General features: G+C 61.3%; 24 protein-coding genes. 4 read left to right on the forward strand and 20 right to left on the reverse strand.

All coding sequences use genetic code 11. The annotated features are described in order from the left end of the window. Nucleotides 1-19: 19 nt before the first annotated feature. From JP75_RS22585 to JP75_RS22620, 8 genes are all read right to left on the reverse strand, one after another. Complete coding sequence (locus tag JP75_RS22585) at nt 20-898, reverse strand: PhzF family phenazine biosynthesis protein (protein WP_035087148.1); 879 nt, start codon at nt 896-898, stop codon at nt 20-22. Between the two features lie 3 nt (nt 899-901). Further along, nucleotides 902-1,393: a heme-degrading domain-containing protein gene (locus JP75_RS22590; protein WP_035087150.1), complete on the reverse strand. Its 492-nt coding sequence runs from the start codon at nt 1,391-1,393 to the stop codon at nt 902-904. Between the two features lie 5 nt (nt 1,394-1,398). Further along, complete coding sequence (locus tag JP75_RS22595; protein ID WP_051961218.1) at nt 1,399-1,863, reverse strand: GFA family protein; 465 nt, start codon at nt 1,861-1,863, stop codon at nt 1,399-1,401. Between the two features lie 49 nt (nt 1,864-1,912). Beyond that, on the reverse strand, nt 1,913-2,632 hold the full coding sequence (locus JP75_RS22600; protein WP_152565957.1) for a hypothetical protein: 720 nt from the start codon (nt 2,630-2,632) through the stop codon (nt 1,913-1,915). Between the two features lie 72 nt (nt 2,633-2,704). Beyond that, nucleotides 2,705-3,724, reverse strand: coding sequence for a ketol-acid reductoisomerase (ilvC, locus tag JP75_RS22605; RefSeq protein WP_035087152.1), 1,020 nt, complete (start codon nt 3,722-3,724; stop codon nt 2,705-2,707). Nucleotides 3,725-3,749: 25 nt separating this feature from the next. Further along, nucleotides 3,750-4,397, reverse strand: coding sequence for a TetR/AcrR family transcriptional regulator (locus tag JP75_RS22610; RefSeq protein WP_051961222.1), 648 nt, complete (start codon nt 4,395-4,397; stop codon nt 3,750-3,752). 429 nt (nt 4,398-4,826) lie between these two features. Next, entirely contained in the window at nt 4,827-5,864 is a 1,038-nt protein-coding gene (gene tdh, locus JP75_RS22615; RefSeq protein ID WP_035087153.1) for an L-threonine 3-dehydrogenase, read from the reverse strand. Then, nucleotides 5,864-7,054, reverse strand: coding sequence for a glycine C-acetyltransferase (locus JP75_RS22620; RefSeq protein ID WP_035087369.1), 1,191 nt, complete (start codon nt 7,052-7,054; stop codon nt 5,864-5,866). Before JP75_RS22620 ends, tdh begins: the two co-directional genes overlap by 1 nt. A 69-nt stretch (nt 7,055-7,123) precedes the next feature. Between JP75_RS22620 and JP75_RS22625 the strand changes: the two genes are divergently transcribed. Further along, on the forward strand, nt 7,124-7,696 hold the full coding sequence (locus JP75_RS22625; RefSeq protein ID WP_035087155.1) for a helix-turn-helix domain-containing protein: 573 nt from the start codon (nt 7,124-7,126) through the stop codon (nt 7,694-7,696). Between the two features lie 30 nt (nt 7,697-7,726). Here the strand turns inward: JP75_RS22625 and JP75_RS22630 are convergent, their stop codons facing one another. The 8 genes from JP75_RS22630 to JP75_RS22665 all read right to left on the reverse strand — a co-directional run bounded on the left by JP75_RS22630 (nt 7,727) and on the right by JP75_RS22665 (nt 17,105). Continuing rightward, on the reverse strand, nt 7,727-9,634 hold the full coding sequence (locus tag JP75_RS22630) for a glycoside hydrolase family 127 protein (protein ID WP_035087156.1): 1,908 nt from the start codon (nt 9,632-9,634) through the stop codon (nt 7,727-7,729). Nucleotides 9,635-9,790: 156 nt separating this feature from the next. Continuing rightward, a complete protein-coding gene (locus JP75_RS22635) occupies nt 9,791-10,846 on the reverse strand; it encodes an ABC transporter ATP-binding protein (RefSeq protein WP_035087158.1) in 1,056 nt (351 codons plus the stop codon). Continuing rightward, on the reverse strand, nt 10,843-11,670 hold the full coding sequence (locus tag JP75_RS22640; RefSeq protein WP_035087160.1) for a carbohydrate ABC transporter permease: 828 nt from the start codon (nt 11,668-11,670) through the stop codon (nt 10,843-10,845). The genes JP75_RS22635 and JP75_RS22640 overlap by 4 nt, the downstream gene beginning before the upstream one ends. Then, on the reverse strand, nt 11,667-12,569 hold the full coding sequence (locus JP75_RS22645) for a carbohydrate ABC transporter permease (RefSeq protein WP_035087162.1): 903 nt from the start codon (nt 12,567-12,569) through the stop codon (nt 11,667-11,669). The genes JP75_RS22640 and JP75_RS22645 overlap by 4 nt, the downstream gene beginning before the upstream one ends. A gap of 169 nt (nt 12,570-12,738) precedes the next feature. Beyond that, nucleotides 12,739-13,968, reverse strand: a complete 1,230-nt coding sequence (locus JP75_RS22650) for an ABC transporter substrate-binding protein (RefSeq protein ID WP_035087163.1) — start codon at nt 13,966-13,968, stop codon at nt 12,739-12,741. 72 nt (nt 13,969-14,040) lie between these two features. Beyond that, a complete protein-coding gene (locus tag JP75_RS22655) occupies nt 14,041-15,084 on the reverse strand; it encodes a LacI family DNA-binding transcriptional regulator (protein WP_084587883.1) in 1,044 nt (347 codons plus the stop codon). 74 nt (nt 15,085-15,158) lie between these two features. Next, nucleotides 15,159-16,055, reverse strand: coding sequence for a sugar phosphate isomerase/epimerase family protein (locus JP75_RS22660; protein WP_035087167.1), 897 nt, complete (start codon nt 16,053-16,055; stop codon nt 15,159-15,161). A gap of 12 nt (nt 16,056-16,067) precedes the next feature. Beyond that, nucleotides 16,068-17,105, reverse strand: a complete 1,038-nt coding sequence (locus JP75_RS22665) for a Gfo/Idh/MocA family protein (protein WP_084587884.1) — start codon at nt 17,103-17,105, stop codon at nt 16,068-16,070. Between the two features lie 246 nt (nt 17,106-17,351). Here JP75_RS22665 and JP75_RS22670 point away from each other — a divergent pair, with 246 nt between their 5' ends. Next, entirely contained in the window at nt 17,352-18,377 is a 1,026-nt protein-coding gene (locus JP75_RS22670; protein WP_035087170.1) for a LacI family DNA-binding transcriptional regulator, read from the forward strand. Nucleotides 18,378-18,398: 21 nt separating this feature from the next. On the opposite strand, the gene JP75_RS22675 is transcribed toward JP75_RS22670, so the two are convergent. Then, nucleotides 18,399-19,283, reverse strand: a complete 885-nt coding sequence (locus JP75_RS22675) for an alpha/beta hydrolase family protein (protein ID WP_035087171.1) — start codon at nt 19,281-19,283, stop codon at nt 18,399-18,401. A 147-nt stretch (nt 19,284-19,430) separates the two neighbouring features. On the opposite strand from JP75_RS22675, the gene JP75_RS22680 reads away from it, so the two are divergent. Then, a complete protein-coding gene (locus JP75_RS22680) occupies nt 19,431-20,552 on the forward strand; it encodes an NADH:flavin oxidoreductase/NADH oxidase (RefSeq protein ID WP_035087172.1) in 1,122 nt (373 codons plus the stop codon). A gap of 139 nt (nt 20,553-20,691) precedes the next feature. Further along, nucleotides 20,692-21,111, forward strand: coding sequence for a hypothetical protein (locus JP75_RS22685; protein ID WP_035087174.1), 420 nt, complete (start codon nt 20,692-20,694; stop codon nt 21,109-21,111). 64 nt (nt 21,112-21,175) lie between these two features. Here the strand turns inward: JP75_RS22685 and JP75_RS22690 are convergent, their stop codons facing one another. The 3 genes from JP75_RS22690 to JP75_RS22700 all read right to left on the reverse strand — a co-directional run bounded on the left by JP75_RS22690 (nt 21,176) and on the right by JP75_RS22700 (nt 24,847). After that, a complete protein-coding gene (locus tag JP75_RS22690; RefSeq protein WP_051961224.1) occupies nt 21,176-23,098 on the reverse strand; it encodes a potassium transporter Kup in 1,923 nt (640 codons plus the stop codon). A gap of 154 nt (nt 23,099-23,252) precedes the next feature. Continuing rightward, nucleotides 23,253-23,867 carry an NADPH-dependent FMN reductase gene (locus JP75_RS22695; protein ID WP_035087175.1) on the reverse strand — a complete coding sequence of 205 codons (615 nt, stop codon included), beginning with the start codon at nt 23,865-23,867 and terminating at the stop codon, nt 23,253-23,255. A gap of 239 nt (nt 23,868-24,106) precedes the next feature. Next, nucleotides 24,107-24,847 carry a pyridoxine 5'-phosphate synthase gene (locus tag JP75_RS22700; protein WP_035087176.1) on the reverse strand — a complete coding sequence of 247 codons (741 nt, stop codon included), beginning with the start codon at nt 24,845-24,847 and terminating at the stop codon, nt 24,107-24,109. Nucleotides 24,848-24,868 lie beyond the last annotated feature (21 nt).

Raw genomic sequence — 24,868 nt, forward strand, 5'->3', positions numbered from 1 at the left:
TCATACCGACGAGCGCGCCCTACCCCAGATCCAGCACCCCCTCGCCCACGATCACCGCATGCCCGCCAATAGCCCCATGCGTCAGCACCTCATTCTCCTTGCGTAATTGCAAGGAGATTCGGCACAGCCGGCCCATTTCCTTGCCCTGGCGCAGCGAGAAATCTCCCTGCCCGGTCCCGAAATCCGCCTTGTCGGAAAGCAGCCCGATCAGCGCCGCGGCGGCCGAACCTGTGCCGGGATCTTCGCCCACGCCGAACATACGCGCGGCAATATCGTTTTCCGGCTCTTCCGGCGTCAGCGTGAATACATAGGCCGAGTTGTGATCGTGGAAGAAGATGTCTTCGAACATCGCCATGTTCGGCTTCGCGCGCTTCAACACGCCCGCATCGCGAACAGGAATGAGGTGAAACGTCACCCCGGCCGTATAGACCGCCGGCGTGAACACATCGCAGCCAATTTCCTCGACCTCAATGCCGAGCGCCTGGGCAATACCCAGCTTATCGGTCAGGTCAGCCACCTTGGTCGGCAGGCGCGGCAGCGCAAAGCGGGCCTCGCCCGAGCGCTTGTCGGCCTTTTCGAACAGTGCGGTGACGAGACCGATCTTTTCTTCCATCCGCACCGCACTGCGATCATTCTGCAGCCCGAGCACGACGGCGGCGCCAACAGTCGGGTGCCCGGCAAAGGGCAGTTCCTGATGCGGGGTAAAAATGCGCACCCCGGCAGCATTACGCTCGCTCTGCGGCTTGGTCAGAAACACCGTCTCGCTGAGATTGAATTCACGCGCAATGGCCTGCATCTCATTGTCGAGCAAGCCGTCGGCCTTCAACACAACGGCGAGCTGATTGCCCTGCAGACGCTCGCGCGTAAACACGTCGAGCAGCAGATAATCGAGCTTCATCTTTCAGGCCTCGGGCAGGGCAAAATCGGCACGATTACGGCCAAGATGATCGCAGAGCGCGTCGACGGCCACGCCATGATCCTTGCGGCCCGGCAGGCCCGAAATGGTCAGCGAACCAATGATCCCGGCGCCCGGCACACGTAGCGGAAAGCCGCCGCCAGCAATGACATAATCCGCCACATCGGCGCCCGATTGCGGCGAGAACGGCACTTCGCCCCGCTCGAGCACCAGCCGATAGCTGGCGCGCTGAAAACGGCGCACGGAATTGATCTTGCGACGCACCCATTCGGCATTGTCGGCACTCGTGCCCGGTGTCGCCGAGAAGAACAGTTGCCGATCCCAGGTGCGGATATCGACCACGAGGGAAAGCCCCTCCTCAAGCGCACGGGCTCGAATGGACGAGCCGATCTCAAAAGCCACAGCCTCATCCAGCGCCGGCAGAACCAGTTCCAGCTCCTGGCGTTTTACCAGGGCGATATCGTCTTCGGTGGTCATGTCACTCAATCCTGATGCGAACGGGTCCAGGCGTCGAAAAGCGGCGTGCGGTCGGCGGCGCCCTTGGGAAAATTGACCTGTGCCGGGTCAATATGCGCCCAGGCAGCCTTGCTGTCTGTCCAGATATTTCCCACTGGCGCGGCCCAGTCGATATCGTCCAGCGTACCGGCCCGCACCACCTTGATGGTCCCAGCCGGCGGGTCGTTCCAGAGCCAGCCATGGCAATGGGCGCAAAAATTCATGCGAACGACATTGCCGCTATCGGCCGTGCGATCATAGCGGTCGATCTCGCCCTGCAGCAGTTCGAAGTCGTCATTCCTAACGATGACCGACATCGACCAGCCGGCACCCGAAAAGCGCTGGCAGTCCTTGCAATGGCAATTATAGACCGAAAGCGGCGAGGCATTGAGGCGGTAGCGCGCACGCCCGCACTGACACCCACCCTCAACGGGAAAATCCGGCAAAGCCATGCTGTCCTCCATCAGGCGAGCTTGGTTCTACTGCATCGGCGAGGCTGTGCTAAAGCGAAATCTTGCCGTCCTGCCAAACATCTAGCAGCGCCGCTGTATAGGCCATCACCTGCCCCCTGCCCGCGGCATCGGACGCGCGCTTGAGCGCCACGACATCGGCCAGTTCGCGATGCTCCTGCCGGTCAAGATTGGCGCGAATCTCCGCCAACAATTCTTCGGCCGACGCGTCAAAATGGAAAGCCTGGCCGATAGACACGCGCGGCCCATCGAGCACTGCAACGAGATTGCCTATCCGCGCATCAGCCGCATCGAGCCCGGTCTCTTCCGTCAGCTCGATCTCCGTCGATCGAGCGACATCCACCCGCCCATCCTCCAGCACATCCCGCGGCTCAAGCGAGCCACCCGGCGGATAGATCCGTCCGGCATTGGCGGTGTCCTCGCCCATCACGCCCAGGATTAGGAATCCGTCGGCAGAGATCACCAGCGCCGAACCGAAAAGATTGCGGATCCCCATCTCTGGAAACCCCGCCTCGCGCCAGGTCAAAAAGGCCGAAAACGCATCCTCCCGCGCTTCCGCGCGCAGAATGCCATCAGCGCTCACGATCGGCGGCGACACACCCAGGATTCTCCCATCCCAAAGATGCGGATTTGCCTCCAGCATCGCCGCCCACCGCCCCGACACCGACGCACGCAACTCCTCCGGCATCGGCCATGCCCCCGGCACGAAACGGATATCGACGCCATTGATAGGAAGGACACTAATACTCATGGAAGACTTCTCGACGCTGGAGAAACGAAAACGGGGGCCGAAGCCCCCGTCTCTAGATACCAATTATGGCGATTAGTTCTTCGCCTTGTCGACCAGCGCGCCGGCCTTGATCCAGGGCATCATGTCGCGCAGCTTGCCACCGACTTCTTCGATCGGGTGCTCGTCAGCGAGGCGACGGGTTGCCTTGAAGCGGGCGCCGCCTGACTTGATTTCCTGCATCCATTCCGAAGTGAACTTGCCCGACTGGATGTCGTGGAGCACGCGCTTCATCTCGGCCTTGGTTTCCGAGGTGATGATGCGCGGACCGGTGACGTATTCGCCCCATTCGGCCGTGTTCGAGATCGAGTAGTTCATGTTGGCGATGCCGCCCTGGTAGATCAGGTCGACGATCAGCTTCACTTCGTGCAGACACTCGAAATAGGCCATTTCCGGCGCGTAGCCGGCTTCCACCAGCGTTTCGAAGCCGGCGCGGATCAGCTCGACGAGACCGCCGCACAGAACTGCCTGTTCGCCGAAGAGGTCGGTTTCGCACTCTTCGCGGAAGTTGGTTTCGATAACGCCCGAACGGCCGCCGCCAACGCCCGATGCGTAAGCGAGAGCGATGTCATGGGCATTGCCCGAAGCGTCGTGGTGCACGGCGATGAGGCACGGCACGCCGCCACCCTTCTGGTATTCGCCACGAACGGTGTGGCCCGGGCCCTTCGGCGCGATCATGATCACGTCGACGGTGGACTTGGGTTCGATCAGGTTGAAGTGCACGTTGAGGCCGTGGGCAAATGCCAGGGCAGCGCCGTCACGAATATTGGGCTCGATGTCCTTCTTGTAGATATCGGCCTGCAGTTCGTCGGGCGTAAGAAGCATGATGACGTCGGCCCAGGCAGAAGCCTCGGCGACCGACATGACCTTCAGGCCTTCGCTCTCAGCCTTCTTGGCCGACGGCGAGCCCGGACGCAGGCCAACGGCGACATTGGTCACGCCGGAATCGCGCAGGTTCAGCACATGCGCGTGGCCCTGCGAGCCGTAGCCGATGATGGCAACCTTGCGGGACTTGATGATGTTGATATCGGCATCACGATCGTAATAGACGCGCATGGGAATCTCCCCTCAGTAGCGAATTTCAGGTATTGGCCTTGGCCCCATAAAGGGCCAGGAATTGATCCGTCGCGGCCTTAACATCGGCTTCGATATTGGCTTCGACATTGGATTGGGTCAGGCTCTTGTCGCCGAGCAGCAGACGGATCTGCACATCGCGGACAACAAGGCCGAAAAAGATACGATAAGCGTCTTCGCTCGAATTGAAGCGTAGGAGTCGCGCATCGCGCGCCGCCTCCAGAATGGGTTTTAGTCGCCGCCGGATCGCCATCGGCCCGTTTTCGAGCACGATGTTCCCCAGGCTGTCCTTTTCCTGGGCAGCGTGGGTAATGGCGGTGCGGTTCAGCGTGATCGAGACTTCGCCAATGATGGTGGTCAGCAGGTCACGCGCAAACTGCTCCAGGCTTTCGCGCAGTACTTTTGCGCTGAGATGGCTGCGGTCCACATGCGGCATGCGCACTTTTGCTGCCTGCCACTGCACAGTCGCAGTGAGCAGCCCATCGCGATCGCCAAACCACTTGTAAAGCGTTTCCTTGGAACACGAAGCGCGCCGCGCCACGGCCGTCATGGTCAACCCGTCGCCATTCTCGACCAAGAGATCGAGCGCAGCCGTCAGCACCGCCTGCTGGCGAGGCGTGAAGGTCTCTTCACTGATCTTGATGGGCAAAGGCACTGGTCGTTCCCCGCACAGCCACAGCCGAACGCTTTCGGCAATTTCCGTCCGCAGGCGTACCGTACGGTACGGTTCCGCGCAAGGGGGATTTTTGGATTTGGAGCGGATTTTGGTGATGACGGGGCGACGAGCGCCTAGCGTCCCTACCGATACCGCCGCAGCAGATGCGGGGCGGTCGTGATGAACCTACCGAAAGTGAAAGGCCTCTACCAGCGGCGACGACGTCGCATGAATACTCTCCCCAAGGGCACACCAAGGAGGATAGCGAGAGTAGTCGCTGAAAGGAGGCTCATAGCAACAGGGAAGTTCACGGGCGCACCTATCGATCAATATTGGAGCGCATACGCAGTACCTAAGCGCGATATTGAGTCTGGGCTGATTTGGTGAACAACCACTAAATGGAGGGGGCGCGGCGCGCCCCCTCGAGGCTTACGAGGCGATCTTCTCCCAATCGAGCACGATCTTCCCGCCCGTCCCGGACGCCGCCTCTTCGAACGCCGCTGCATAGTCGCCAGCCGGTCTGCGCCCGGTGATCACCCCGCGCACATCGAGCCCGCTTTCGAGCATGGCCAGCATCTTGTGCCAGGTCTCGAACATTTCGCGCCCATAAATCCCCTTGAGCGTGATCATGCGGAACACGATCTTGCCGAGGTCAAACGGGAACGGACGCGCCGGAATACCGAGCAGCGCAATCTTCCCGCCCATAACCATATGGTCGATCATCTGGTCGAGCGCCGCCGGCGCGCCGCTCATTTCGAGCCCGACGTCAAAACCCTCGCGCATCCCCAACCGGTTCATGACGTCGCGAAGGTCTTCCTGCGCCACATTGACCGGCACCACATCGGCGACCTTCGCCGCCAGCTCCAGCCGCTGCGGGCTGATATCGGTAATCACCACATGCCGCGCCCCGACATGCCGCGCAACGGCACCAGCCATGATCCCGATGGGACCGGCGCCGGTGATAAGCACATCCTCGCCGACAATATCGAACGACAGCGCCGTATGCACCGCATTGCCGAGTGGATCGAGAATGGCCCCGATTTCATCGTCGACACTGTCCGGCAGCGGCACGACGTTGAACGCCGGAATACGCACAAATTCGGCAAACGCCCCCGGCAGATTGACCCCGATCCCCTTGGTATCGGGATCGAGATGATACTTGCCGCCCCGCGCCGCGCGGCTATTGCCGCCGACCACATGGCCCTCGCCGGACACACGCTGCCCAATCTTGAGCCCGCGCACATTGTCGCCAACGGCGACGATCTCCCCGGCATATTCATGCCCGGTGATCATCGACACCGGCACCGTCCGGCTCGCCCATTCGTCCCAATTGTAGATATGCACGTCCGTGCCGCAGATACCGGTCTTCTTGACCTTGATCAGCACGTCATCGGGCCCAATTGCAGGCACCGGACGATCTTCCATCCAGATGCCGCGTTCCGCCTTTGCCTTGACCAGCGCCTTCATCAAATCACTCCCAGCGCGCGGCCGGCATCGCCGAATGCCGCAATTGCGAAATCCACATCCTCATCGGTCAGTGCCGCCGACATCTGCGTGCGAATACGCGCCTTGCCCTGCGGCACCACCGGATAGAAGAACCCGGCGACATAGACGCCCCGCGCATCCAGCTCCTTAGCCATGTTCTGCGCCAGCACCGCATCGCCCAGCATCACCGGAATGATCGGCGTCTGCCCATCGATCAGCGAAAAGCCAGCCTCGCTAAGCCCCTTGCGGAATTTCGCCGCATGCCCCGCCAGCTTCGCCCGCAGATCGTCGGCCTCTTCGGCAATATCGATCGCCTTCAACGACCCCGCCGCCACGGCCGGAGCGAGACTGTTGGAAAAGAGATAAGGCCGCGCCCGCTGCCGCAGCAGGTCAATGATCGGCTGTGCCGCCGCGATAAAGCCGCCCATGGAGCCGCCCAGCGTCTTGCCCAGCGTACCCGTAACAATATCGACACCGTTCCCCGCGCCCGTCAGCGCCGGCGTGCCCCTGCCCTTTTCGCCCAAATGCCCCGTGGCATGGCAATCATCCACCGCCACCAGCGCCCCAAACCGCTCGGCTAGCGCACAGATTTCATTGAGCTTGGCGACATGCCCATCCATGGAGAATACGCCATCGGTGATGATGAGCTTGAAGCGGCAGCCATCCGCCTCTGCCTGCTTGAGCTGAGTTTCCAGCGCATCCATGTCCGAGGTGTCATAACGATAGCGCTTCGCCTTGCTCAGCCGCACGCCGTCGATAATCGACGCATGGTTGAGCGAGTCGGAGATGACTGCATCCTCTGCCCCCAGCAGGGTTTCGAACAGCGCCCCATTCGCGTCGAAGCACGCGGCGAACAGGATCGCGTCATCCTTCCCGAGATACTTTGCGATCCGCTGCTCCAGTTCGCGATGCAGATCCTGCGTGCCGCAGATGAACCGCACCGACGCCATGCCGAACCCATGGCTATCCAGCGCCCCGGCCGCCGCGCGGCGAATATCTGGATGGTTCGCAAGCCCAAGATAGTTATTGGCGCAAAGGTTCAGCATCTCGCGCCCGCCGACGGCGATCCGACCGCCCTGCGGCCCGGAAATCTCCCGTTCCACCTTGCGCAGGCCCGCCGCCTCGATCTCGGCCAGAACCGAGGTCACATGATCCAGAAATCCGCTATCCACCGCCGCATCCTCCGCTATAATGGAAATTCCGATATATTGGATTTTGTATTCCGTCACAATGGAATTCGTATGAGCACCGAGTCCGCGCCCCAACTGGGTCCCATCATTCAGGCCGAGCGCAAGGCCCGCCACCTGACGCTGGAACAACTTGCGGCCCGGTCGGGGGTTTCAAAATCCATGCTGTCCCAGATCGAACGTGGCGAGGCCAATCCGACCTTCGCCGTTCTTTGGGGCCTCACCCAGGCTCTGCAACTCGATCTGTCGGAACTGGTCGGCGGCGGCGTCACACAAAAGCAGGCCGAAACCATCGAGGTCGTGAGTCTCGCCCACACCCCGGAAATCCGCTCACCCAAGGGCGACTGGACCCTGCGCATCCTCAGCCCGCCGAACCTTGCGAGCCAGGTGGAATGGTATGAAGTGGAAATCGCCGCGGGCAAAAGCCTCGCCAGCTCCCCGCATTCGGCCGGCACCACCGAGCACCTGACCGCCTGGACAGACGGCCTCTCGGTCATCAGCGGCGGCAATCGCCAGAAATTGGCAAATGGCGAGACGGCGCGCTACCGCGCCGACTTGCCCCACGAAATCGTCAATGAAGCCACCGCGCCAGCGAGGGCGCTGATGGTGGTGCATTATCGCAGCTAGACGGTGGCCCTCAACGAGGGCCGCCAATGCTCAAACCACCTCGGGAATCCAGACCACCATGCTCCCCTGCCCGCGATTGGCCCAGAGATAGTATGGAATAGCCGTGAGGTTCGCCTCGCGCTCTGCCGGCGGTTTGGTGCGATAAAGCCCCGACCACTCGCCCTCATCGATCGCCGTTGCCGGCGCCTTCAGCGTAACAACGCCATCGAACAGCCCCGCCTCGGTCTTCACCTCCAGCGCCGCATCGCGCTTGATCTTCAGCCGCTGCACGCGCCCGCCGGGATTGTCCACTTCCTCGACGCAATAGACCAGCGGTCCACGCTTCAGCGCCACGCGCCCAGCATTCATGATCACGCCCGGATGCGAATAGAGCCGCTCCGCCGGCATCGGCAGGTCGAGCTCAATCGTATCGCCCTTCGCCCAGGTACGGTTGATCGTGACGTAGCCGTTCACGGCCTTGGCCTCGACCTTCTGCCCGTTCACCGAAACCGTCGCCCCATGGCACCAGCCCGGAATACGCAGCTTCACATCGAACACCGCCGGCGCTTCCGGATCGACCGAGATCCTGATGTCACCCGACCAGGGATAATCAGACACTTCCTTGAGCGCGACCTTCTGCCCACCGATCTCGACCGTCGAGCCAATCCCGCCATAGAGATGGAACGCCACACCGTCGTCCGACGTCGAGACGAAGTAGCCACCAACCGAAGCCACCAGCCGCGACACATTCATCGTGCAGCATGGGCAGGTGTGCCAATCCCACCGCGTCGGCGTGCCGTCGCTTTCGAGCGGATTGGCATAGAAATAGTGCTCGCCATCGCGGCTCAACCCCGAAAGCGCGCCATTGAACATGGCGAGTTCGAGAATGTCCGCATATTTCCCATCAAGATCGAGATGCAGCATGCGCTGCGCCCAGAAGATCAGCGCCACCGAGGCGCACGTCTCGGCATAAGCCGTCTGGTTGGGCAGGTCGAAATCATGCGTAAAACCCTCGTTATGCGCCGAGGGGCCAAGGCCCGCCGTCACATACATCTTGGTTTCCATCACATCGTCCCAAAGCACCTCGCAGGCACGCTTCAGCGCCGGATCGTTCAGCTCTGCGGCGAGGTCCGCCATGGCCGTATAGAGATACATGGCGCGCACGGCGTGCCCGACCACCTTCTCCTGCTCGCGCACCGGCTTGTGGCTCTGCGAATATTCGTAATTGCCGAAGACATAGCGCTGCTTGCTGTCTCCGCCCTCGCGCGCCTCGCGCTCGATGTCGAAATAATGCGGGTTCGGCCGCCCCCGCTCGTTGATCATATAGGTGGCAAAGTCGAGATGCTTCTTCTCCCCTGTGAGGTAGTAGAGCTTCATCAGCGCCAGCTCGATTTCCTCGTGCCCATCATAGCCACGCTTCTTGCCCGGTTCGGTGCCGAAGGTCGAATAGATGTGGTCGAGATAGCGCTCCATCACATCCAGGAACCGTCGCCGACCGGTTACTTGAAAATAGGCTATCGCGCCTTCGAGCAGGTGCCCGGCATTATACATCTCGTGATTGTCACGCAGATTGGTCCAGCGGTTCTCCGGCTCATGCCCGAGATACCAGCAATTGAGATAACCATCCGGCGCCTGCGCCTTTTCAAGGTCATCGACGGCGGCCTCAATCTTGGCCTCGATGTCGGCATCGCGCCGATGCGCCAGCGCATAGCTCGCCGCCTCGATCCACTTGCCAACGTCGCTGTCCCAGAAAACCTGCACGGTAAAACCGTTGCTGTGCCGCGGGAAGCGCAGCGGCGGCTGCGGATTGGGCAGCTTCAGCGAGTCGAGAATGCCATATTCACCCAGTTTCTTGTGCTGGCTGGGCACGGTTCGGTCAAGCACCGTTTCGAGCCGTTCATGCCAGAATTTTCCCTCAAGCCGCACATCGGGAAAGGGAACGGGAGCGTAACGAGACATGAGAAAACCTTTTCGCTTTCAAAGCTGTAGAGTTTCGTAGTTGGGCTCTCCCCACCTCCGATTGTCACCCCGGCGAAGGCCGGGGCCCATCCTGAGATCTCAAGATGGATCCCGGCCTTCGCCGGGATGACACGCGGTGGGGGCTGATAGTGTTTGCTAAATCCTTGCCCCGGTCTGCGGATCGAACAGGTGCACCAGCGCCGGATCGATATCGAGGCCCACCCGGTCCCCCACCGAAAAGCCAAGCCGCTCCGTCTGCACCAGTTGCAGGGCACCATCCTTGGAGGTCAGATACGTCGCCGAGCCGGTCGACTCCACATTGCCAACTTCGAAATGGAAGCTTGCCGCCCCCTCGGCCACGCGCAGATTTTCAGGGCGCACGCCGGCAACCACCTTGCGATTGGGTTCAGCCTGCCGCGCCAGCGGAATGCGATCCCCCGCCCCCACGACAACACCGCGGCCATCTTCGGAAATGACACCGTCGACAAAATTCATCGCCGGCGAACCGATGAACCCGGCGACGAACCGATTGACCGGCTGGTCGTAGAGGTCGAGCGGCCGCCCCTGCTGTTCGATGACGCCATCCCGCATGACCACGACCCAATCAGCCATGGTCATGGCCTCGATCTGATCATGCGTCACATAGACCGATGTCGCCCCGAGCCGATCATGCAGCGCGCGGATTTCCTTGCGCATCTGCACGCGCAGCGCCGCATCGAGATTGCTGAGCGGCTCGTCGAACAGAAACGCCTTGGGATTGCGGATAATCGCCCGGCCCATGGCCACACGCTGCCGCTGCCCGCCCGAAAGCTGCCGCGGATAACGCGACAGCAGCGCCGAAAGCCCCGTCGTGGCCGCCACTTCCGCCGCCTTGGCCTTTGCCTCCGCCTTCCCCACGCCGTGCAGACGCAGCGAGTAGGTCAGGTTTTCCTCCACCGTCATATGCGGATAGAGCGCATAGCTCTGAAACACCATGGCAATGTCCCGGTGTCGCGGCGGCACACCCGTCATCTCCTTCCCGGCAATATGAAGGTCACCCGAGGTAATGGTTTCGAGCCCGGCAATCGAGCGCAGCAGTGTAGACTTGCCACAGCCAGAAGGCCCAACCAGCGCTACAAAGCTCCCCTTCTCAATGGAAAGGCTGACCTTTTTCAGCGCATGAAAAGCGCCATAATGCTTATCGATATTTTTCAGTTCGATCTGGGCAGTCATTTGAGTGCTCCCGAGGTGAGGCCGGAGACGATGCGGCGCTGCAGCAGGACGAAGACGGCAAGGATCGGCGTCACATAGATCGCCGAATAGGCCATGATGGCGTTCCAGTCGGTCGAATTGGGTCCGAGGAAGCCCGAAAGACCCACGCTGGCCGGCTGCAAGGCGGGCGCCTGGATGATCGACTTGGAATAGATGTACTCGCCGAACGAGCTCATGAAGGTGAGGATGGCGCAGACCAAAATGCCATTCCGCGCCAGCGGCAGCACGATGGAGAAGAACGCCCCAACTCGGGAATTGCCGTCCACCAGCGCCGCCTCTTCGAGTTCACGCGGCACGGTCATGAAGGTGGCGCGCACCAAGACGACGAAGAACGGCATGGCCTTCGCCGCCGCCGCCAGCACCACCGCCGTGCGCGGATAGTTCAGCAAGCCGAACTGATTGAACGCGACAAAGAGTGGCGTCACCATCACCGAAGCCGGCAGCACCTGCAGCATCAGCACCGAGAACAGCCCGATATCCAGCCAGACATTCCGGTAACGCGCCAGCACATAGGCGCAGCCGGTGCCGAAAATCACGGTAATGGCGGTGACGCCCGCCGCGATCAGCGTCGAGTTCCAGAGGAACACATGCATGGTCCGCCGCGTCCATACATTGGGATAGATCGAAAGGTCGATCTCACGCGGCCAGAAGGTGGGGGGATTGGCAAAGATCTCCGAGCCCGATTTGAAGCTCGTGACATACATCCAGTAGAGCGGGAAGAGATAGACCGCGGCCAGCGCCAGAGCGACGACAACGAGCAGCCAGGGAACATACGGCCGGGTCATCCGCGCACCTCATGGCGGGTGGAGCGCACATAGATGATCGAAGCGATCAGCACGAGCACTAGCATCATCACGGAAATCGTGGCGCCCTTGGCGAAGTCGTAAAGCTGAAAGCTCATCTGCCAGGACCAGTATTGGGCAACCGTCGAGGTATTGGCCGGGCCGCCCTCGGTGATTGCAGGGAAAAGGTCGAACTGTTGCAAGGTGCCAATCAGCCCCAGCGAGAGCACCGCACCAATGGTCGAGCGCATCATCGGCAACGTGATCGTCCAGAAGCGCTGCAGCGCATTGGCGCCATCCAGTTCGGCGGCCTCGTAGAGATCACGCGGAATGGCGGCGAGCCCGACCGACAGCAGCAGCATGTTGAAAGCGAGGCCCAGCCAGATATTGGCGATGACCACGGCCCAAATCGAAAAGGCCGGATCGGACTTCCAGAACACATTCGACTGGATGATCCCAAGGCCCTTGAGGATCGTGTTGAGCACGCCGAAATCGCCGGCGAGAATCCAGCTCCAGATGGCGCCGACCACCAGGCCCGGCATCACCCACGAGACAAGGAACAGCCCGCGAATGGTCGATGCACCCGGAAAGTTCTGCGCGAAGAACAGCGCCAGCGCGAAGCCGATGACGAACTGTCCGCCCATCGAGAAGAAGACAAAGATAAAAGTGTTCTTCGCCACCAGCCAGAATGCCGGCTCGCGCACCACATCGATATAGTTCTGGAAGCCGGCCCATGGCCGGATCAGCGAGCCCAGGGTGAACATATCCACCTGCTGAAAGCTCATGAGCACGTTGTAGATCAGCGGCAGGCCAGCCATGGCGATGAGAAAAACCATCGCCGCGCCCACCAGCAGAATATCGAAACCCACGCCATCGCGCAGGGAAGCCAAAAATCGTCGCATAAGACCTCCAACGGCGGGACCAGTTTCCATGATCACCCCCACCCTCATTCCCTCCCCACAAGGGGGAGGGAGGCGCTCGCCTCGGCGTCACGGTTCCATCGTCTCCCTCCCCCTTGTGGGGAGGGATCAAGGGTGGGGGTGCGGCAGACGCAGCTCCACCCGATGGGTCCTACTTCCCGAGAATGCCGTTGATGGTGGTCTGGGCCTGGGCCAGCGCATCCTTGGACGACATCTGGCCGGTCAGGGCCTGCTGCATGGCGTCATAAATGGCCTTGGAGATCTTCTGCCATTCCGGATGCGGACCGCGCGGCTGGGCATACTGGAGCTGTTCCAGGAACACTTTTAGCGCCGCATCCTTCTTCTCGACGCCGGTTACCGGCAGTTCGATATCGCTGCGTGCCGGAATGGAGCCGAATTCTTCAAAAATCCGGTTGTCCTGGCTGGCAAAATATTCGAGCGCGCGGAACGCTTCGTCCGGATGCTTGGTGGTCGACATGATACCCCAGTCGAACCCACCGAGAGCCGAAGACCGCTCGCCGCCGTCAGTGATGGTCGGCAGCAGCGCCACGCCCCAGTCGAACTTGGCGTCTTCGACCATACGGTCAACTTCCCACGGGCCAGAGATCGCCATGGCGGCATTGCCCGAGTTGAACGTGCCGGTAGAATCCCACTGGCCGAGGCTCAAAACGTCCTTGGAAGCCCAGCCATTGTCGACCATCTTCTTCCACAGATCGAGCACTTCGGCCGCGCCGTCGGTCGCCACATTGTCGTAGCCACCACCCGACATCTGGATGATCGGCAGGAACTGGAATGTGCCCTCTTCGCCCGCACGGGCCGAGAAGGTCGCGCCATAGACGTTATTTGCCGGATCGGTCAGCTTTTCGGCATATTCAGTCAACTGCGCCCAGGTCTTCGGTGGCTCGGTGATCCCTGCCTCGGCGAAGAGGTCCTTGTTGTAGAACACGCCGATCGTGTCGGTATATTTCGGAATGCCGAACAGCTTGCCATCCCACGACACCGAGTTCAGCGGACCCTGGAAATAGTTCTCGGCCTTGATCACGCTCGAGTTGGCCACCCGGTCGGTAATGTCGAGCATGGCGCCGCGCGACGAGAACAGCGCAAAGTCCGGATTATCGAACGACACGATGTCAGGCGCATTGCCCGTCGCAAAAGCGCGCAGCGTTTCGTTGACGAGATCGTCGAACGGAATGGCGCGGTATTCGACGACGATATCCTCATTAGCCTCGTCGAATTCCTTCGAGAACGTATCGGCGATACCGACGCGATCCACCCCATCGATCGACCAGATTTTCAGCGTCACCTGCGCAAAGGCCGGCGTCGCCAGGCTCATTGCGCCAAGGCTCACGGCAGCCAGCAGTCCGTATGCGTTCAGTTTCATCAGGTTCTCCTCCCTGAGCGGCACAATCGCCGCAAATATGCTGCACGGAGCCCTCCTGCCCCTTGGCAGCGACTAATCGACGGCGGCGACAACACCCCCGCGACTTTCCGTAACCGCAGCGTTACCGCCGCAGGATTCTCGAATGACGAGCTGGCATGGCAATTTCCGCACGCCCGGCTCCACCGGCTTGCCCTCGGCAAGCTCCAGCACCAGCCGCCCGGCCTCGCGGCCGAGAGCCTTCAAATTCATGTCGACCGAAGTCAGCGGCGGCCGCGTCTGGCCCGCGACAATTTCCCAATTGTCGAAGCCGACCACCGACACATCCGCAGGCACCTTCACCCCACGCTCGCGCAGAGCATCGACGACACCACGCGCGATCTGGTCATTGCCGCAGAAAATGGCATCTGGCGTCTCGCCCTGTTGCCAGAGCTGCGCCACCGCTTCATGCCCCCAGTGTTCGGACCAGGCGCCGTAAAGCACTACACCGTCCCCGCCAATGCCAGCCCGATAGGCCTTCGTCCGCTCCTTGACCGAGGCAAAAGTTTCGGGACCCGTAACATGCACGATACGCTTGCACCCCAGCGCGATCAGGTGCTCCACCGCCTCGGCGGAACCCTGAAAATCGTCCGAAACCAGCGTCACCGAACCCTCATGCCCCTCGGTAAAGGCATAGACCACCGGCACCGGCAGATTGCTGAGATCCACCGGCAACCGCCGGTCGATGCGTTTTCCGGACGCGATGATCCCATCCACCTGCTTGTCGAGCATGGCATCGAGATGCACGCGCCCCAGCGCCGGGTCATCCTCGATCCCGCACAGGAAAACCGAGACGCCCTGATCGACCAGCGCCTCCGAAATCCCCGCCATCACCGGCAGCGTAAAACGCCCGTAGGTGTCGTTCGTAAGAAGCCCAATCGTAAAACTGCGCTTCTGGATCAGCCCTCGCGCCATGGCATTGGGCCGAAACCCCAGTTCCGTCGCCGCCGCCTTGACGCGCTGCCGCGTGTCCTCGGTCATTCGACCGGTATCGTTGAGCGCCTTGGAGGCCGTCGCAACACTCACGCCGGCACGGCTTGCCACGTCATAAATACGGACTCGACCTCCCCCAGCGCTCACGAAAACCTCCTCTGAGAAACCGTTTTCTCGTGCAGAGAAAACCTTTTCTTCCGCTCCGTCAAGTTAAGTATGATTTATGACGGGATGAAATCGCCACCCCGGCTCGCCTTGAGATAATTGAGCGCATGCACCTGGCCGCTCATTTCGAGATCGCCGCGATAGACCGGGTCATGCCAGCCCTCGATATCGATCGAGCCCTGGTAGCCGGCGAGCCGCAGTTCCGAGATCACATCGGTCCAATTGGTGTCGCCAAAACCCGGCGTGCGCATGAACACGAACGGCACCTTGCCGAAAACGCCGTGCTCGCGAATGACATCCCAGCGGATGGTCGCGTCCTTGCCGTGCACATGGAAGAATTTGTGCGCCCATTTACGGATCTGCGGGATGGGCTCGATCAGATAGACCATCTGATGGCACGGCTCCCATTCGAGCCCGATATTGTCGTCCGGCGTCTCGTTGAACATCAGCTCCCAGGCGTCGGGATTGTGCGCAATGTTCCAGTCGCCGGTCTGCCAGTTGCCGTCCATAGCGCAGTTTTCGAACGCGATCTTCACACCCTTGTCCGCCGCACGCTTGGCCAACTCGCTCCACACTTCCTTGTAGCGCGGCAGGCTATCCGTCAGCACCTGGTTACGAATACGCCCGGTAAAGCCAGCCACGCAGGTCGCGCCAAAATGGTGCGCATTATCGATGCACTGCTTCCAGCCTTCGAGGGTAAGAAGGTCCTTTTCCTGCGTTTCCAGCGGGTTGCCGAACATGCCGATGGTCGAGATCGTGATGTCCCGGTCCCCGATCGCGTCGCGACACCGCTTCCCGAGTTCTGCCAGGTCCTGCCCACTAGTCGTCTGCCAGAAAAACGGCTCAAAGCTCTCAAAGCCGAGATCAGCTATCCGAGCGATATTCTCCGGCGCCTTACCCTCCGTGGATTGGATCATGGTGCCGATACGAATGGATTTGGCGGGATTGGTCACTGAACGAAAATCCTAGACAGAAATAGAAACACGTTGCTTGAGCTTGGCGCTCTCGATGGCAGCAAAGACCATGGCCAAGCTCTTGATATTGTCGCTGCCCGCCGTCTCCGGCTGGGCACCACTCTCGATGGCATCGAGGAAATCAGCGATGACGCTGGCATGCCCCTCGGTCTTAGAGCGGTCAGGCATTTCGGGAACATCAAGCGGCTCCAGCGCCCGGAAAAAGCCTTCCGTGCCAGCAACCCGATGGGCTTCGAACTTGTCGTAGCCGTCCCAAAGCAGCGTGCCCTTGGTGCCCACGATCCGCCAGGAAGCCTCCCAGCTCGTATTCGCCCCTTCGGCGCTCCAACTGCCGCGATAGTTGAAGACAATATCGTCCTCGAATTCGAAGATCGCATTGGCCGCCGCGCCATGGGCATACCAGGAGCCCGGTGGATTGGTTTCAAGGCAATAGACGGCCCGTGGCGCCGTGCCGGCCATAAACCGCGCCGCATCGAGCGTATGGATCGCCATATCGAGCAGCAGCACGTTTTCCATCTCTTCGCGGAACCCGCCGAAATGCGCGCCGACGAAGAAATCGCAATTAATGGAGGTCACCTGCCCCAGCGCGCCGCTTTCGATCAACTGCCGGATGCGCCTGACACCAGGCACATAGCGCCGGTTCTGCACCACGGCATGCACCCGCCCGGCAGCCTTGGCCTGCTCCACCATGGCACCTGCGCTCTCCAGCGTCGGCGCCATCGGCTTCTCAGTAAGAACATGACAGCGATGGGCAAGCCCCGTGGCCACCAAGGCCGGTCGCGCACTGGGCACCACAACGTCGAACAGCAGGTCAGGCTTGGTCTCAGCCAGCACCGCGTCGAGGTCGCTGCCGATGACAATATCGCTCAGCGAAAACTCGGACGCCCGCGCCTGGGCAATATTTGGATCGAGGTCGACCAGCCCAACCACCCGCACCCGGCCCTTGAGCAAGGGGTGCTCGGTCAAGGCATTGAGCCAGCCTTTGGACATGGCTCCGCAACCCGCAAGAACGGCCGTAAACTGCACCAAAACCCTCCCCGCAACGGACCGGCTGTCTCTGTGAAGCAGCCTTGAAGGGTCTCGTTACCGTAAACGTTTACGACGCTACAATTGAGATGAAATCCGTGTCAAGACGGTTCCGTAAACGTTTTTGGTGCCTGTTGAGAAAATTGAACGTGGCCTGTTTTTCGTCAGGCAAAGCGACAGGCAGGGCCTTGAGATCGCTCGCTGTTTCGGCCAACAGTGAGCCGCCGCTGCGGCATCTTTGGGGGATAGATGAAGGGCATCAGGCGCCTGGCGCAGGATTTGAATATTTCGATTGGCACGGTTTCCCGCGCGCTCAATGGCCGGACCGATGTCAGCGAAGACACGCGCCGCCGCGTGCTCGAAGCAGCCGCTGCCATGGGCTATGTGCCCAATCAGGCCGGCCGCAGCCTGCGCCAGGGCAATACCAATGCCATCGGCTTCATGATCGAGCTCGGCGCCGACATCAACAGCAATAGCGACACCTTCTTCATGGGCGTCTTCGATGGCGTGCAATCGGTGCTTACCCGGCACCATCTCGACCTCGTGGCCCTACCCTGCCCAACCGACGAAGACCCCTCCGCCTATCTCCAGCGCATGATCGGCCGACGGCTCGTCGACGGCCTGATCATCTCGGCCACGCATCGCAAGGATTCGCGTATCGATCTGCTCACCAAGGCGCGCATCCCCTTCGTCGCCCTCGGCCGATCCATGACCACGGGCGATTATCCCTGGATCGACCTCGATTTCGACGGCGTCGCCCGCCGCGGCGTGGACCGTCTCGTCGCCGCTGGCCACAGCCGCATTGCCGCGGCCGTGCCGAGCAATGACATCAATCTCGGCTTCGTTTTCCTTGATGGCTACAAGGCCGCGCTCAAGCGCCATGGCCTGCCGCTCGATCCCTCGCTGATCATGCGCGTGCCCTCGTCAGAACTCGGCGGCTACCAGCTCGGCCACGATATCCTGTCGATGAAGGACCGACCGACGGCCGTCATCCTCAATTATGAGCTGCTCGCGCTTGGCATCTATCGTCAATTGGCCGAAGCCGGCCTGCAGCCCGGCCGCGACCTCGCCATTATCGGCTTCCGCGAAAACCCGGTTTCGCGCTTCATGTCGCCCCGCCTCACCTGTTTCCGCCTGTCCCTGCGCGATCTCGGCATCGCGCTTGGCGAATCCCTCCTCGCCAGCATGCCGGCCTATGCCGATGCCTATCCCCTCGGCATGGTGCAGCGGATCTGGCCAATGGAGCTTATTCCCGGCGAGAGCGACCGGGTGTGAATCCAGTCCCCTCCACCAACTCTATCGCAGCCACTTCTCGAAAAACGCCAGCGTAGCCTCGCGCATCCGCGGCGTTTCCTGGTGCCCCACGCCCGGCTCGCTGACCAGCTCCAGCCGTTCCTCCATCCCCGCATAGGCCGGCGCCAATTCGGCCCAGGCCCGCTCGACGGCCAGCGGCGGGGTCAGCTTGTCCGCCTCGCCGATGCAGATCAGTTGCGGCCGAGGCGCCACGAGGGCAGCAATCGTCCCGCCATCCGCTTCGCGCAGCAGCCCCGGCACGGTGAGATAGATCCCGTGCCCGTCATGCGCCCCAAGTTCGATCATGGTGCGGAAATCGGCAAAACAGCAAAGGTGCGCCACTGCCGCGATCCGGTCATCCAGCGCCGCGAGCCAATAGCTCAGCGTGCAGCCCATCGAAATCCCGAATGCCCCGATCCGCTTGGGATCGACATCGCTACGCCCGGCGAGATAAGTCAGCGCCGCCGCATGCTCGCAAACCATCTGCCCGAAGAGCGACTTGCCGTGCCAAAGCAGCGCCTTGGCGGCAAAACTCTCGCTCACCGTTGCCCGCTCGCCGAAAATGGGCATGTCGATAGCGAGCGTTACATAGCCTGCCCGTGCAAAAACCGGTCCCAGCGGATCGACCAGATATTCCCGCCCGTCGAGCAGTTCCCGCGCCCCGATGGCATAGCCGCCACCATGCGAATGCCCATAGAGAATGGCCGGAAGGCGCCGGTCGACCTGTGCCGGCCGCGTCAAAATCCCGCGCACGACTTCATCGCCGATCTGCAGGCGCAGATGCTCAATCACATAGTCGCCCCGCCCCTCCTCTTCGCTCGATACCAGCGAAATCGGCGGTTCTTCAAAACCCAGCAATTCGCTGAAGCGGGAACGAGTTATCGGCATTCTGTCCTCCCTGACCGCAAAGTAACTAGCCAGTGACATGCACCGGACGCAAGAGCGCATCCTTTTATCGGTACTTGCCGATGGATGCAGGAATATGCATCTATCCGCTCGTCGCCCTCCCCGGCAGTTTATTCCGAGAGACCTTCCATGACGCTCATGTCCCCCTTCACGCTGCGCGATCTCACCCTGCGCAATCGGACGGTCGTTGCCCCCATGTGCCAATATTCGGCCGTGGATGGCTTTGCCAATGACTGGCACTTCGCCCATCTGTCGCGCTTCGGCATCGGCGGCTTCGGCCTCGTCATTTTCGAAGCGACCAGCGTCGTGCCCGAGGGACGCATCACTTATGGCGATCTCGGCCTCTGGAAGGACGAACAGATCGCTCCCCTCGCCCGCATCGTCGATTTTCTCCATAGCCAGGGTGCCGCCGCCGGCATCCAGCTCGCCCATGCCGGCCGCAAGGCTTCGACGCCTGTCGCTTGGCGCGGCCCCGAAACCCTGCAAACCGAAGAACAGCGCCGCGCCGCCGGTTATGAGCATTGGCAGCCCGTCGCCCCCTCGGCGGAATCGCACGATCCCGCCAATCCCAATTTTCAGGTGCCTCTCGCGCTCGACAAGGCCGGCATCCAGCGCGTCATCGACGGTTTCGTCAGTGCCACCCAGCGCGCCGAAAAGGCCGGTTTCGACACTATCGAAATCCACGCCGCCCACGGCTACCTGCTCAACGAATTCCTCTCCCCGCTCGCTAATCACCGCACCGACGAATATGGCGGCTCCAGAGAGAACCGCATGCGGCTCCTCTTGGAAGTGACCGAAGCTGTCCGCGCCGTCTGGCCCGCGCAAAAGCCCCTGCTGGTCCGCATTTCCGTCAGCGACAATGCCGAAGGCGGCTGGACCGTCGAGGACAGCGTCGTGCTCGCCCGCGAACTCAAGGCTCGTGGCGTCGACGCCGTCGATTGTTCAAGCAGCGGCTTTGCTCAGGGCCGCATCGCCTATGCTGCCTCCTACCAGGTGCCATTCGCCCGCGCCGTGAAGCAAGGCGCCGACATTCCAACCATGGCGGTTGGCCTCCTCGGCGATGTCGACGCCGCCGAATCGATCATAGCCAATGGCGACGCCGATTTCATCGCCCTCGCCCGCGGTGCCCTCAACGATCCCAATTGGCCGGTCCACGCCCAGCGCTATCTCGGCGCCGAGGACTATTCGCTCTGGCCCGTCCAGACCCAACGCGTCTCCGAGCACGACCGCGTACTCGGCTTGCGGGGCTGAGGCCCATTTGGGGCGAACCGCAACCCGCGATCGCCCCAACAATTTCACCGCCCAATCGAAATTTCGCCGCAAGGCGAATACACCCTTGAGCCAAGCGCTGCCGATACCCACTTCAGCGTCAGGCTCAAGGGAAGAGAACATGGATACCAAGGCTGCCGTCATCGCGCTTCTGAGCGTCTGGGGAGTTGGAACCGCAGCCTGCCTGCCGGCAACCGCCGAAGAGGCAGCGATCGAAGACGAAGGCGACAGCGACAATCCGCTGCTCAACAAGGTCTGGGTCCAGCAGGGCGAGTCGGCCAGCCCCGGCACCATGCAGATCTTCCTCGCCGACGGCACGCTCGTCAGCGATAGCTGCTGGGAAACCTATCGCCTCTCGAAGTGGCAGCAGGTTTCCGACACGGCGATTTCCTGGGAAGAAGACGGCATGACCATCAATGCCGATATTTCGTCGCTGACGGCAGACGAACTCGTGCTCTCGCTCAAGCTCGGCAGCGACGTCGTCGAGCAGCGTTTTGCCCCTGCCGTCGTCCCCACCGTCTGCCCGGATATGCCGCGCTAACCAATTCGGCCCAGGGCGGCACTCGATGTGAGCAGTCTGTTAGCGCAAGCGTGTCGCTACACGCCTAAATGACCACCTGCGTGCCGATTTCCACCACGCGACCGGTGGGAATGTGGAAGTACTCGGTCGCGTCGCTCGCATTGCGGGCGAGACGGATAAACAGCCGATCCTGCCAGAAGCGCAACGGCCCGCTCTTCTTGCCCAATTTCAACGAACGCCGCGACAGGAAGAACGAGGTCGACATGATGTCGAACTTCCACCCGAGCTTGCGCGCCAGCGCCAAGGCCGTCGGAATATTAGGCGTTTCCATATAGCCGAACGTCACGACCACGCGGAAAAACAGCTCGTTATAGGCGTCGATCGTCACCTTCTCATCATCCGGCACGCGCGGTGAAGCCGAAGTCCTGACCGTCAGGATGACGTTCTGTTCGTGCAACACCTTGTAATGCTTGAGAGAATGCAGGAGCGCCGTCGGCGCACCCTCGATATCGCTGGTGAGGAAAATCGCCGTACCCGGCACAGTCGTCGGTTTCTTCTTGGCGAGATTGTTGACGAGGAATTCCAGCGGCACCTCGTCGCGCCGGGTCTTTTCCGACAGGCGCCGACGTCCAGCCATCCAGCTCCACATGATCAGCGCCACGAACAGCGCCACCGCTGCCGGCACCCAGCCGCCCTGGAACAATTTCGAGACATTGGCGGCAAAGAACCCGCCATCGATGCAAAGATAGGCCACACCGAAAAGCACCACGGCGATGGGATGCCACTTCCAGTTGCGCCACATGACGACAACAAGCAGCATCAGCGTCACGATCATCACGCCCGACACAGCAATGCCGTAAGCATTTGAAAGTGCGGAGGAACTGCCGAATGCAGCCACCAGGACCAGCACGCCGATCATCAGCATGGAATTGATCTGCGGCATATAAATCTGCCCGCTCTGCGTCGCCGAAGTGTGGTGCACCACCATGCGCGGCAGCATGTTGAGAGCGATCGCCTGCTGGGTGAGACTGTAAGTGCCGGTGATCACCGCCTGGCTGGCGATGATGGTCGCCAGCGTCGCGAGAATCACGAAGGGCAGCAGGCCCCATTCCGGGATCATCTCGAAGAAGGGGCTCGCGACATTGTCGACGCCATGGCTGATCACATAAGCGCCCTGCCCGAAATAGTTGAGCAGCAGGCAGGGAAAGACGAGGCCGAACCAGGCCAGCACGATCGGCTTGCGGCCAAAGTGACCGAGATCGACATAGAGCGCCTCCGCACCGGTCACGGCCAGGAAAATGGCGCCGATCACGACGAAGGCAATGCCGAAATGGGTGACGAGAAACTGCACGCCCAGCAAGGGATTGATCGCCCAGAGAATTTCCGGGTGCTGGATGATGTTGGAAATGCCGGCAATCCCCAGCGTCAGGAACCAGATCGCGGTCACAGGGCCGAAGACGATGGACACCTTCGCCGTGCCGAATCTCTGGACGGCGAAGACGCCCAGAATCAGCACCAGCGTGATCGGCACCACCCAGCGGGTCATACCCGGCTGCACGAGCTCGAGCCCTTCAACCGCCGACAGCACGGACACGGCGGGAGTGATGATCGCATCGCCGAAAAACAGCGCCGCGCCGAGCACGCCGAGCGCGGTAATCCAGACCGGGGGATTGGTAAAAGTCTTTCGCGCAAGGGCCATAAGCGAGAGCGTGCCGCCTTCGCCATTGTTGTCGGCACGGGTCACGAAGAACACGTACTTGACCGCGACGGTCAGGGTCAGCGCCCAGACGATCAGCGAGAGCAGGCCAAGCACCTCAATATCCGAGGAAGCCGCGCCAGGCCGCACATACATGGCCTGCCGGAAGGCGTAGATGGGGCTGGTACCAATGTCCCCATAAACAACGCCGATAGCCCCAAGGGTCAGGATTGGCAGATTGCTTTTCGCATGCCCGGCCTGATCGGCCGCTGCGAGACCGGCCTGGTGGCCGGTGGTTTCCGCTTGCGTCATGAGCTTTGGGGCTCTCTGTTTAAGGGCGGGCGCCGCTATACACCCGGCACCTTACACAAACAACACCATAAGCGTAACGGATTCAAAAACGAGACAGGGGCCGCCCCTTGCGGAACGACCCCTGCTGCAAACGAGACCTGGAGGTCCTCGTAACTTATTCGGCAGCCTTGGCGGTAGCAGCGTCTTCTTCGCGCGCAGCCTTGGCAGCCTCACCCCACCAGATCAACTGGTCGAGCATGTCCTTGGCCGAATTGCCGATCGAGCCTTCGATTTCGGTGAGCGACTTGGTGCCGCCAAAGCCCGGGTGCACGGCCATGAAGTCGGCGCCGGCAATGTGGACGGCCGAACGGGTCGAAACCATCTGCAGCTCGATACCGATGGTGCGGAGGTTTTCGATGGCGCGAGCGCCGCCGACAGTGCCGTAACCCACTGCGCCGAAAGCCTTCTTGTTCCAGTTCACATAGGCCTGGTCGAGAGCATTCTTGAGGGCGCCGGTGATGGCACGGTTATATTCGGCAACGACGAAGATGAAGCCGTCGAATTCGGAGATCTTGTTCTGCCAACGAACAGCTTCGGCGTTCTGCGACGGCATCCAGGCATTGGAAGCCATTTCGTCAAAGAACGGGAGCTGGAAATCGCGCAGGTCGACGATTTCGGCGTCGATTTCAGGGCGCTCATTGGCCTTGTCCAGAATCCACTGGGCGGGCTTTTCGCCAAAGCGGGTGGGACGGGTGGAGGAGATGATGACGCCGATCTTGAGCTTGGACATTTGAGTGCCCTCCTTGGTAACAAAACGTAACTGAGGCGATATATGTGCCTGCCTCAGTTTCGCTCAAGAGGGCACCCGCTTGTGGTCCGGCGACATCGGAGTCACCCAGTCACATCGGTGTAAGTATAGGAAAACTCAGATTTTTCGCCGATTTTTCAGATTTTCCGGGAAAGGACAGCAGACTTGTCTCTTGGGAGCCAACTCAGCGTTCGCTAAATGGGAACAACCGGCACCTATTTTTACGCCAGCACCGCGATGTAGCGGCGCGTCGCTTCGGCAAAACCATAGAGCAAGGCATCGGCCGTGATTCCATGCCCGATGGACGCTTCCGCCACGCCCGGCACTGCCAACTGGAAAGCCGGCAGATTTTCGAGGGTGAGATCATGCCCCGCATTGAGGCCAATCCCAACCGAGAGCGCCGCCGCCGCCGTCTCGGCAAGTGAAGTCAGTTCGACTTGGGCGCGCGCTGGATCGGCGTAGCAGCCGCCATAGGGGCCGGTGAACAGTTCGACGCGATCGGCACCGGTGGCCTTTGCGGCGGCCACGCCCTTGAGCCCCGCATCCGGATCGCAGAACAACGAAATGCGGCGGTCACTACGCTTGAGACGCTGGACGACCGAGGTGAGGAAATTGCCCTTCCCGACGAAATCCCAGCCGTGGTCGGACGTCGCCTGCGCCGGATCGTCTGGTACCAGCGTGACCTGCTGCGGGTTGACGTCCTCGATCAGCTCAAGGAAATCGTCGCTCGGGTAGCCTTCAATATTGAATTCGGCATCCGGATATTCCTCGCGCAACAGGGCGCTGAGGTCATAGACATCGGTCCGGCGGATATGCCGCTCGTCAGGCCGCGGATGCACAGTAATGCCGCTAGCGCCGGCATCCATCACCACGCGCGCAATGCCCGTGACGCTCGGCCAGGGCAAATCGCGCCGGTTGCGAAGCTGAGCGACAGCATTGAGATTGACGGAAAGCAGGGTCATGGCGCGGACTCGGTAGGAATT

The organism is Devosia riboflavina, from assembly GCF_000743575.1.
In the GTDB taxonomy this organism is placed as follows: Bacteria; Pseudomonadota; Alphaproteobacteria; order Rhizobiales; family Devosiaceae; genus Devosia; species Devosia riboflavina.

Excerpts from the sequence above, each read along its gene's own strand:
- JP75_RS22635 (WP_035087158.1), bottom strand. The coding sequence starts at position 10,846 with ATGACTGCCCAGATCGAACTGAAAAATATCGATAAGCATTATGGCGCT.
- JP75_RS22670 (WP_035087170.1), top strand. The coding sequence starts at position 17,352 with ATGAAGGGCATCAGGCGCCTGGCGCAGGATTTGAATATTTCGATTGGC.
- JP75_RS22680 (WP_035087172.1), top strand. The coding sequence starts at position 19,431 with ATGACGCTCATGTCCCCCTTCACGCTGCGCGATCTCACCCTGCGCAAT.
- JP75_RS22630 (WP_035087156.1), bottom strand. The coding sequence starts at position 9,634 with ATGTCTCGTTACGCTCCCGTTCCCTTTCCCGATGTGCGGCTTGAGGGA.
- JP75_RS22685 (WP_035087174.1), top strand. The coding sequence starts at position 20,692 with ATGGATACCAAGGCTGCCGTCATCGCGCTTCTGAGCGTCTGGGGAGTT.
- JP75_RS22600 (WP_152565957.1), bottom strand. The coding sequence starts at position 2,632 with ATGAGTATTAGTGTCCTTCCTATCAATGGCGTCGATATCCGTTTCGTG.
- JP75_RS22700 (WP_035087176.1), bottom strand. The coding sequence starts at position 24,847 with ATGACCCTGCTTTCCGTCAATCTCAATGCTGTCGCTCAGCTTCGCAAC.
- JP75_RS22595 (WP_051961218.1), bottom strand. The coding sequence starts at position 1,863 with ATGGCTTTGCCGGATTTTCCCGTTGAGGGTGGGTGTCAGTGCGGGCGT.
- JP75_RS22695 (WP_035087175.1), bottom strand. The coding sequence starts at position 23,867 with ATGTCCAAGCTCAAGATCGGCGTCATCATCTCCTCCACCCGTCCCACC.
- JP75_RS22675 (WP_035087171.1), bottom strand. The coding sequence starts at position 19,283 with ATGCCGATAACTCGTTCCCGCTTCAGCGAATTGCTGGGTTTTGAAGAA.
- JP75_RS22690 (WP_051961224.1), bottom strand. The coding sequence starts at position 23,098 with ATGACGCAAGCGGAAACCACCGGCCACCAGGCCGGTCTCGCAGCGGCC.
- JP75_RS22640 (WP_035087160.1), bottom strand. The coding sequence starts at position 11,670 with ATGACCCGGCCGTATGTTCCCTGGCTGCTCGTTGTCGTCGCTCTGGCG.
- JP75_RS22625 (WP_035087155.1), top strand. The coding sequence starts at position 7,124 with ATGAGCACCGAGTCCGCGCCCCAACTGGGTCCCATCATTCAGGCCGAG.
- JP75_RS22645 (WP_035087162.1), bottom strand. The coding sequence starts at position 12,569 with ATGCGACGATTTTTGGCTTCCCTGCGCGATGGCGTGGGTTTCGATATT.
- ilvC (WP_035087152.1), bottom strand. The coding sequence starts at position 3,724 with ATGCGCGTCTATTACGATCGTGATGCCGATATCAACATCATCAAGTCC.
- JP75_RS22590 (WP_035087150.1), bottom strand. The coding sequence starts at position 1,393 with ATGACCACCGAAGACGATATCGCCCTGGTAAAACGCCAGGAGCTGGAA.
- JP75_RS22585 (WP_035087148.1), bottom strand. The coding sequence starts at position 898 with ATGAAGCTCGATTATCTGCTGCTCGACGTGTTTACGCGCGAGCGTCTG.
- tdh (WP_035087153.1), bottom strand. The coding sequence starts at position 5,864 with ATGAAGGCGCTGGTCAAGGCAAAGGCGGAACGCGGCATCTGGATGGAA.
- JP75_RS22650 (WP_035087163.1), bottom strand. The coding sequence starts at position 13,968 with ATGAAACTGAACGCATACGGACTGCTGGCTGCCGTGAGCCTTGGCGCA.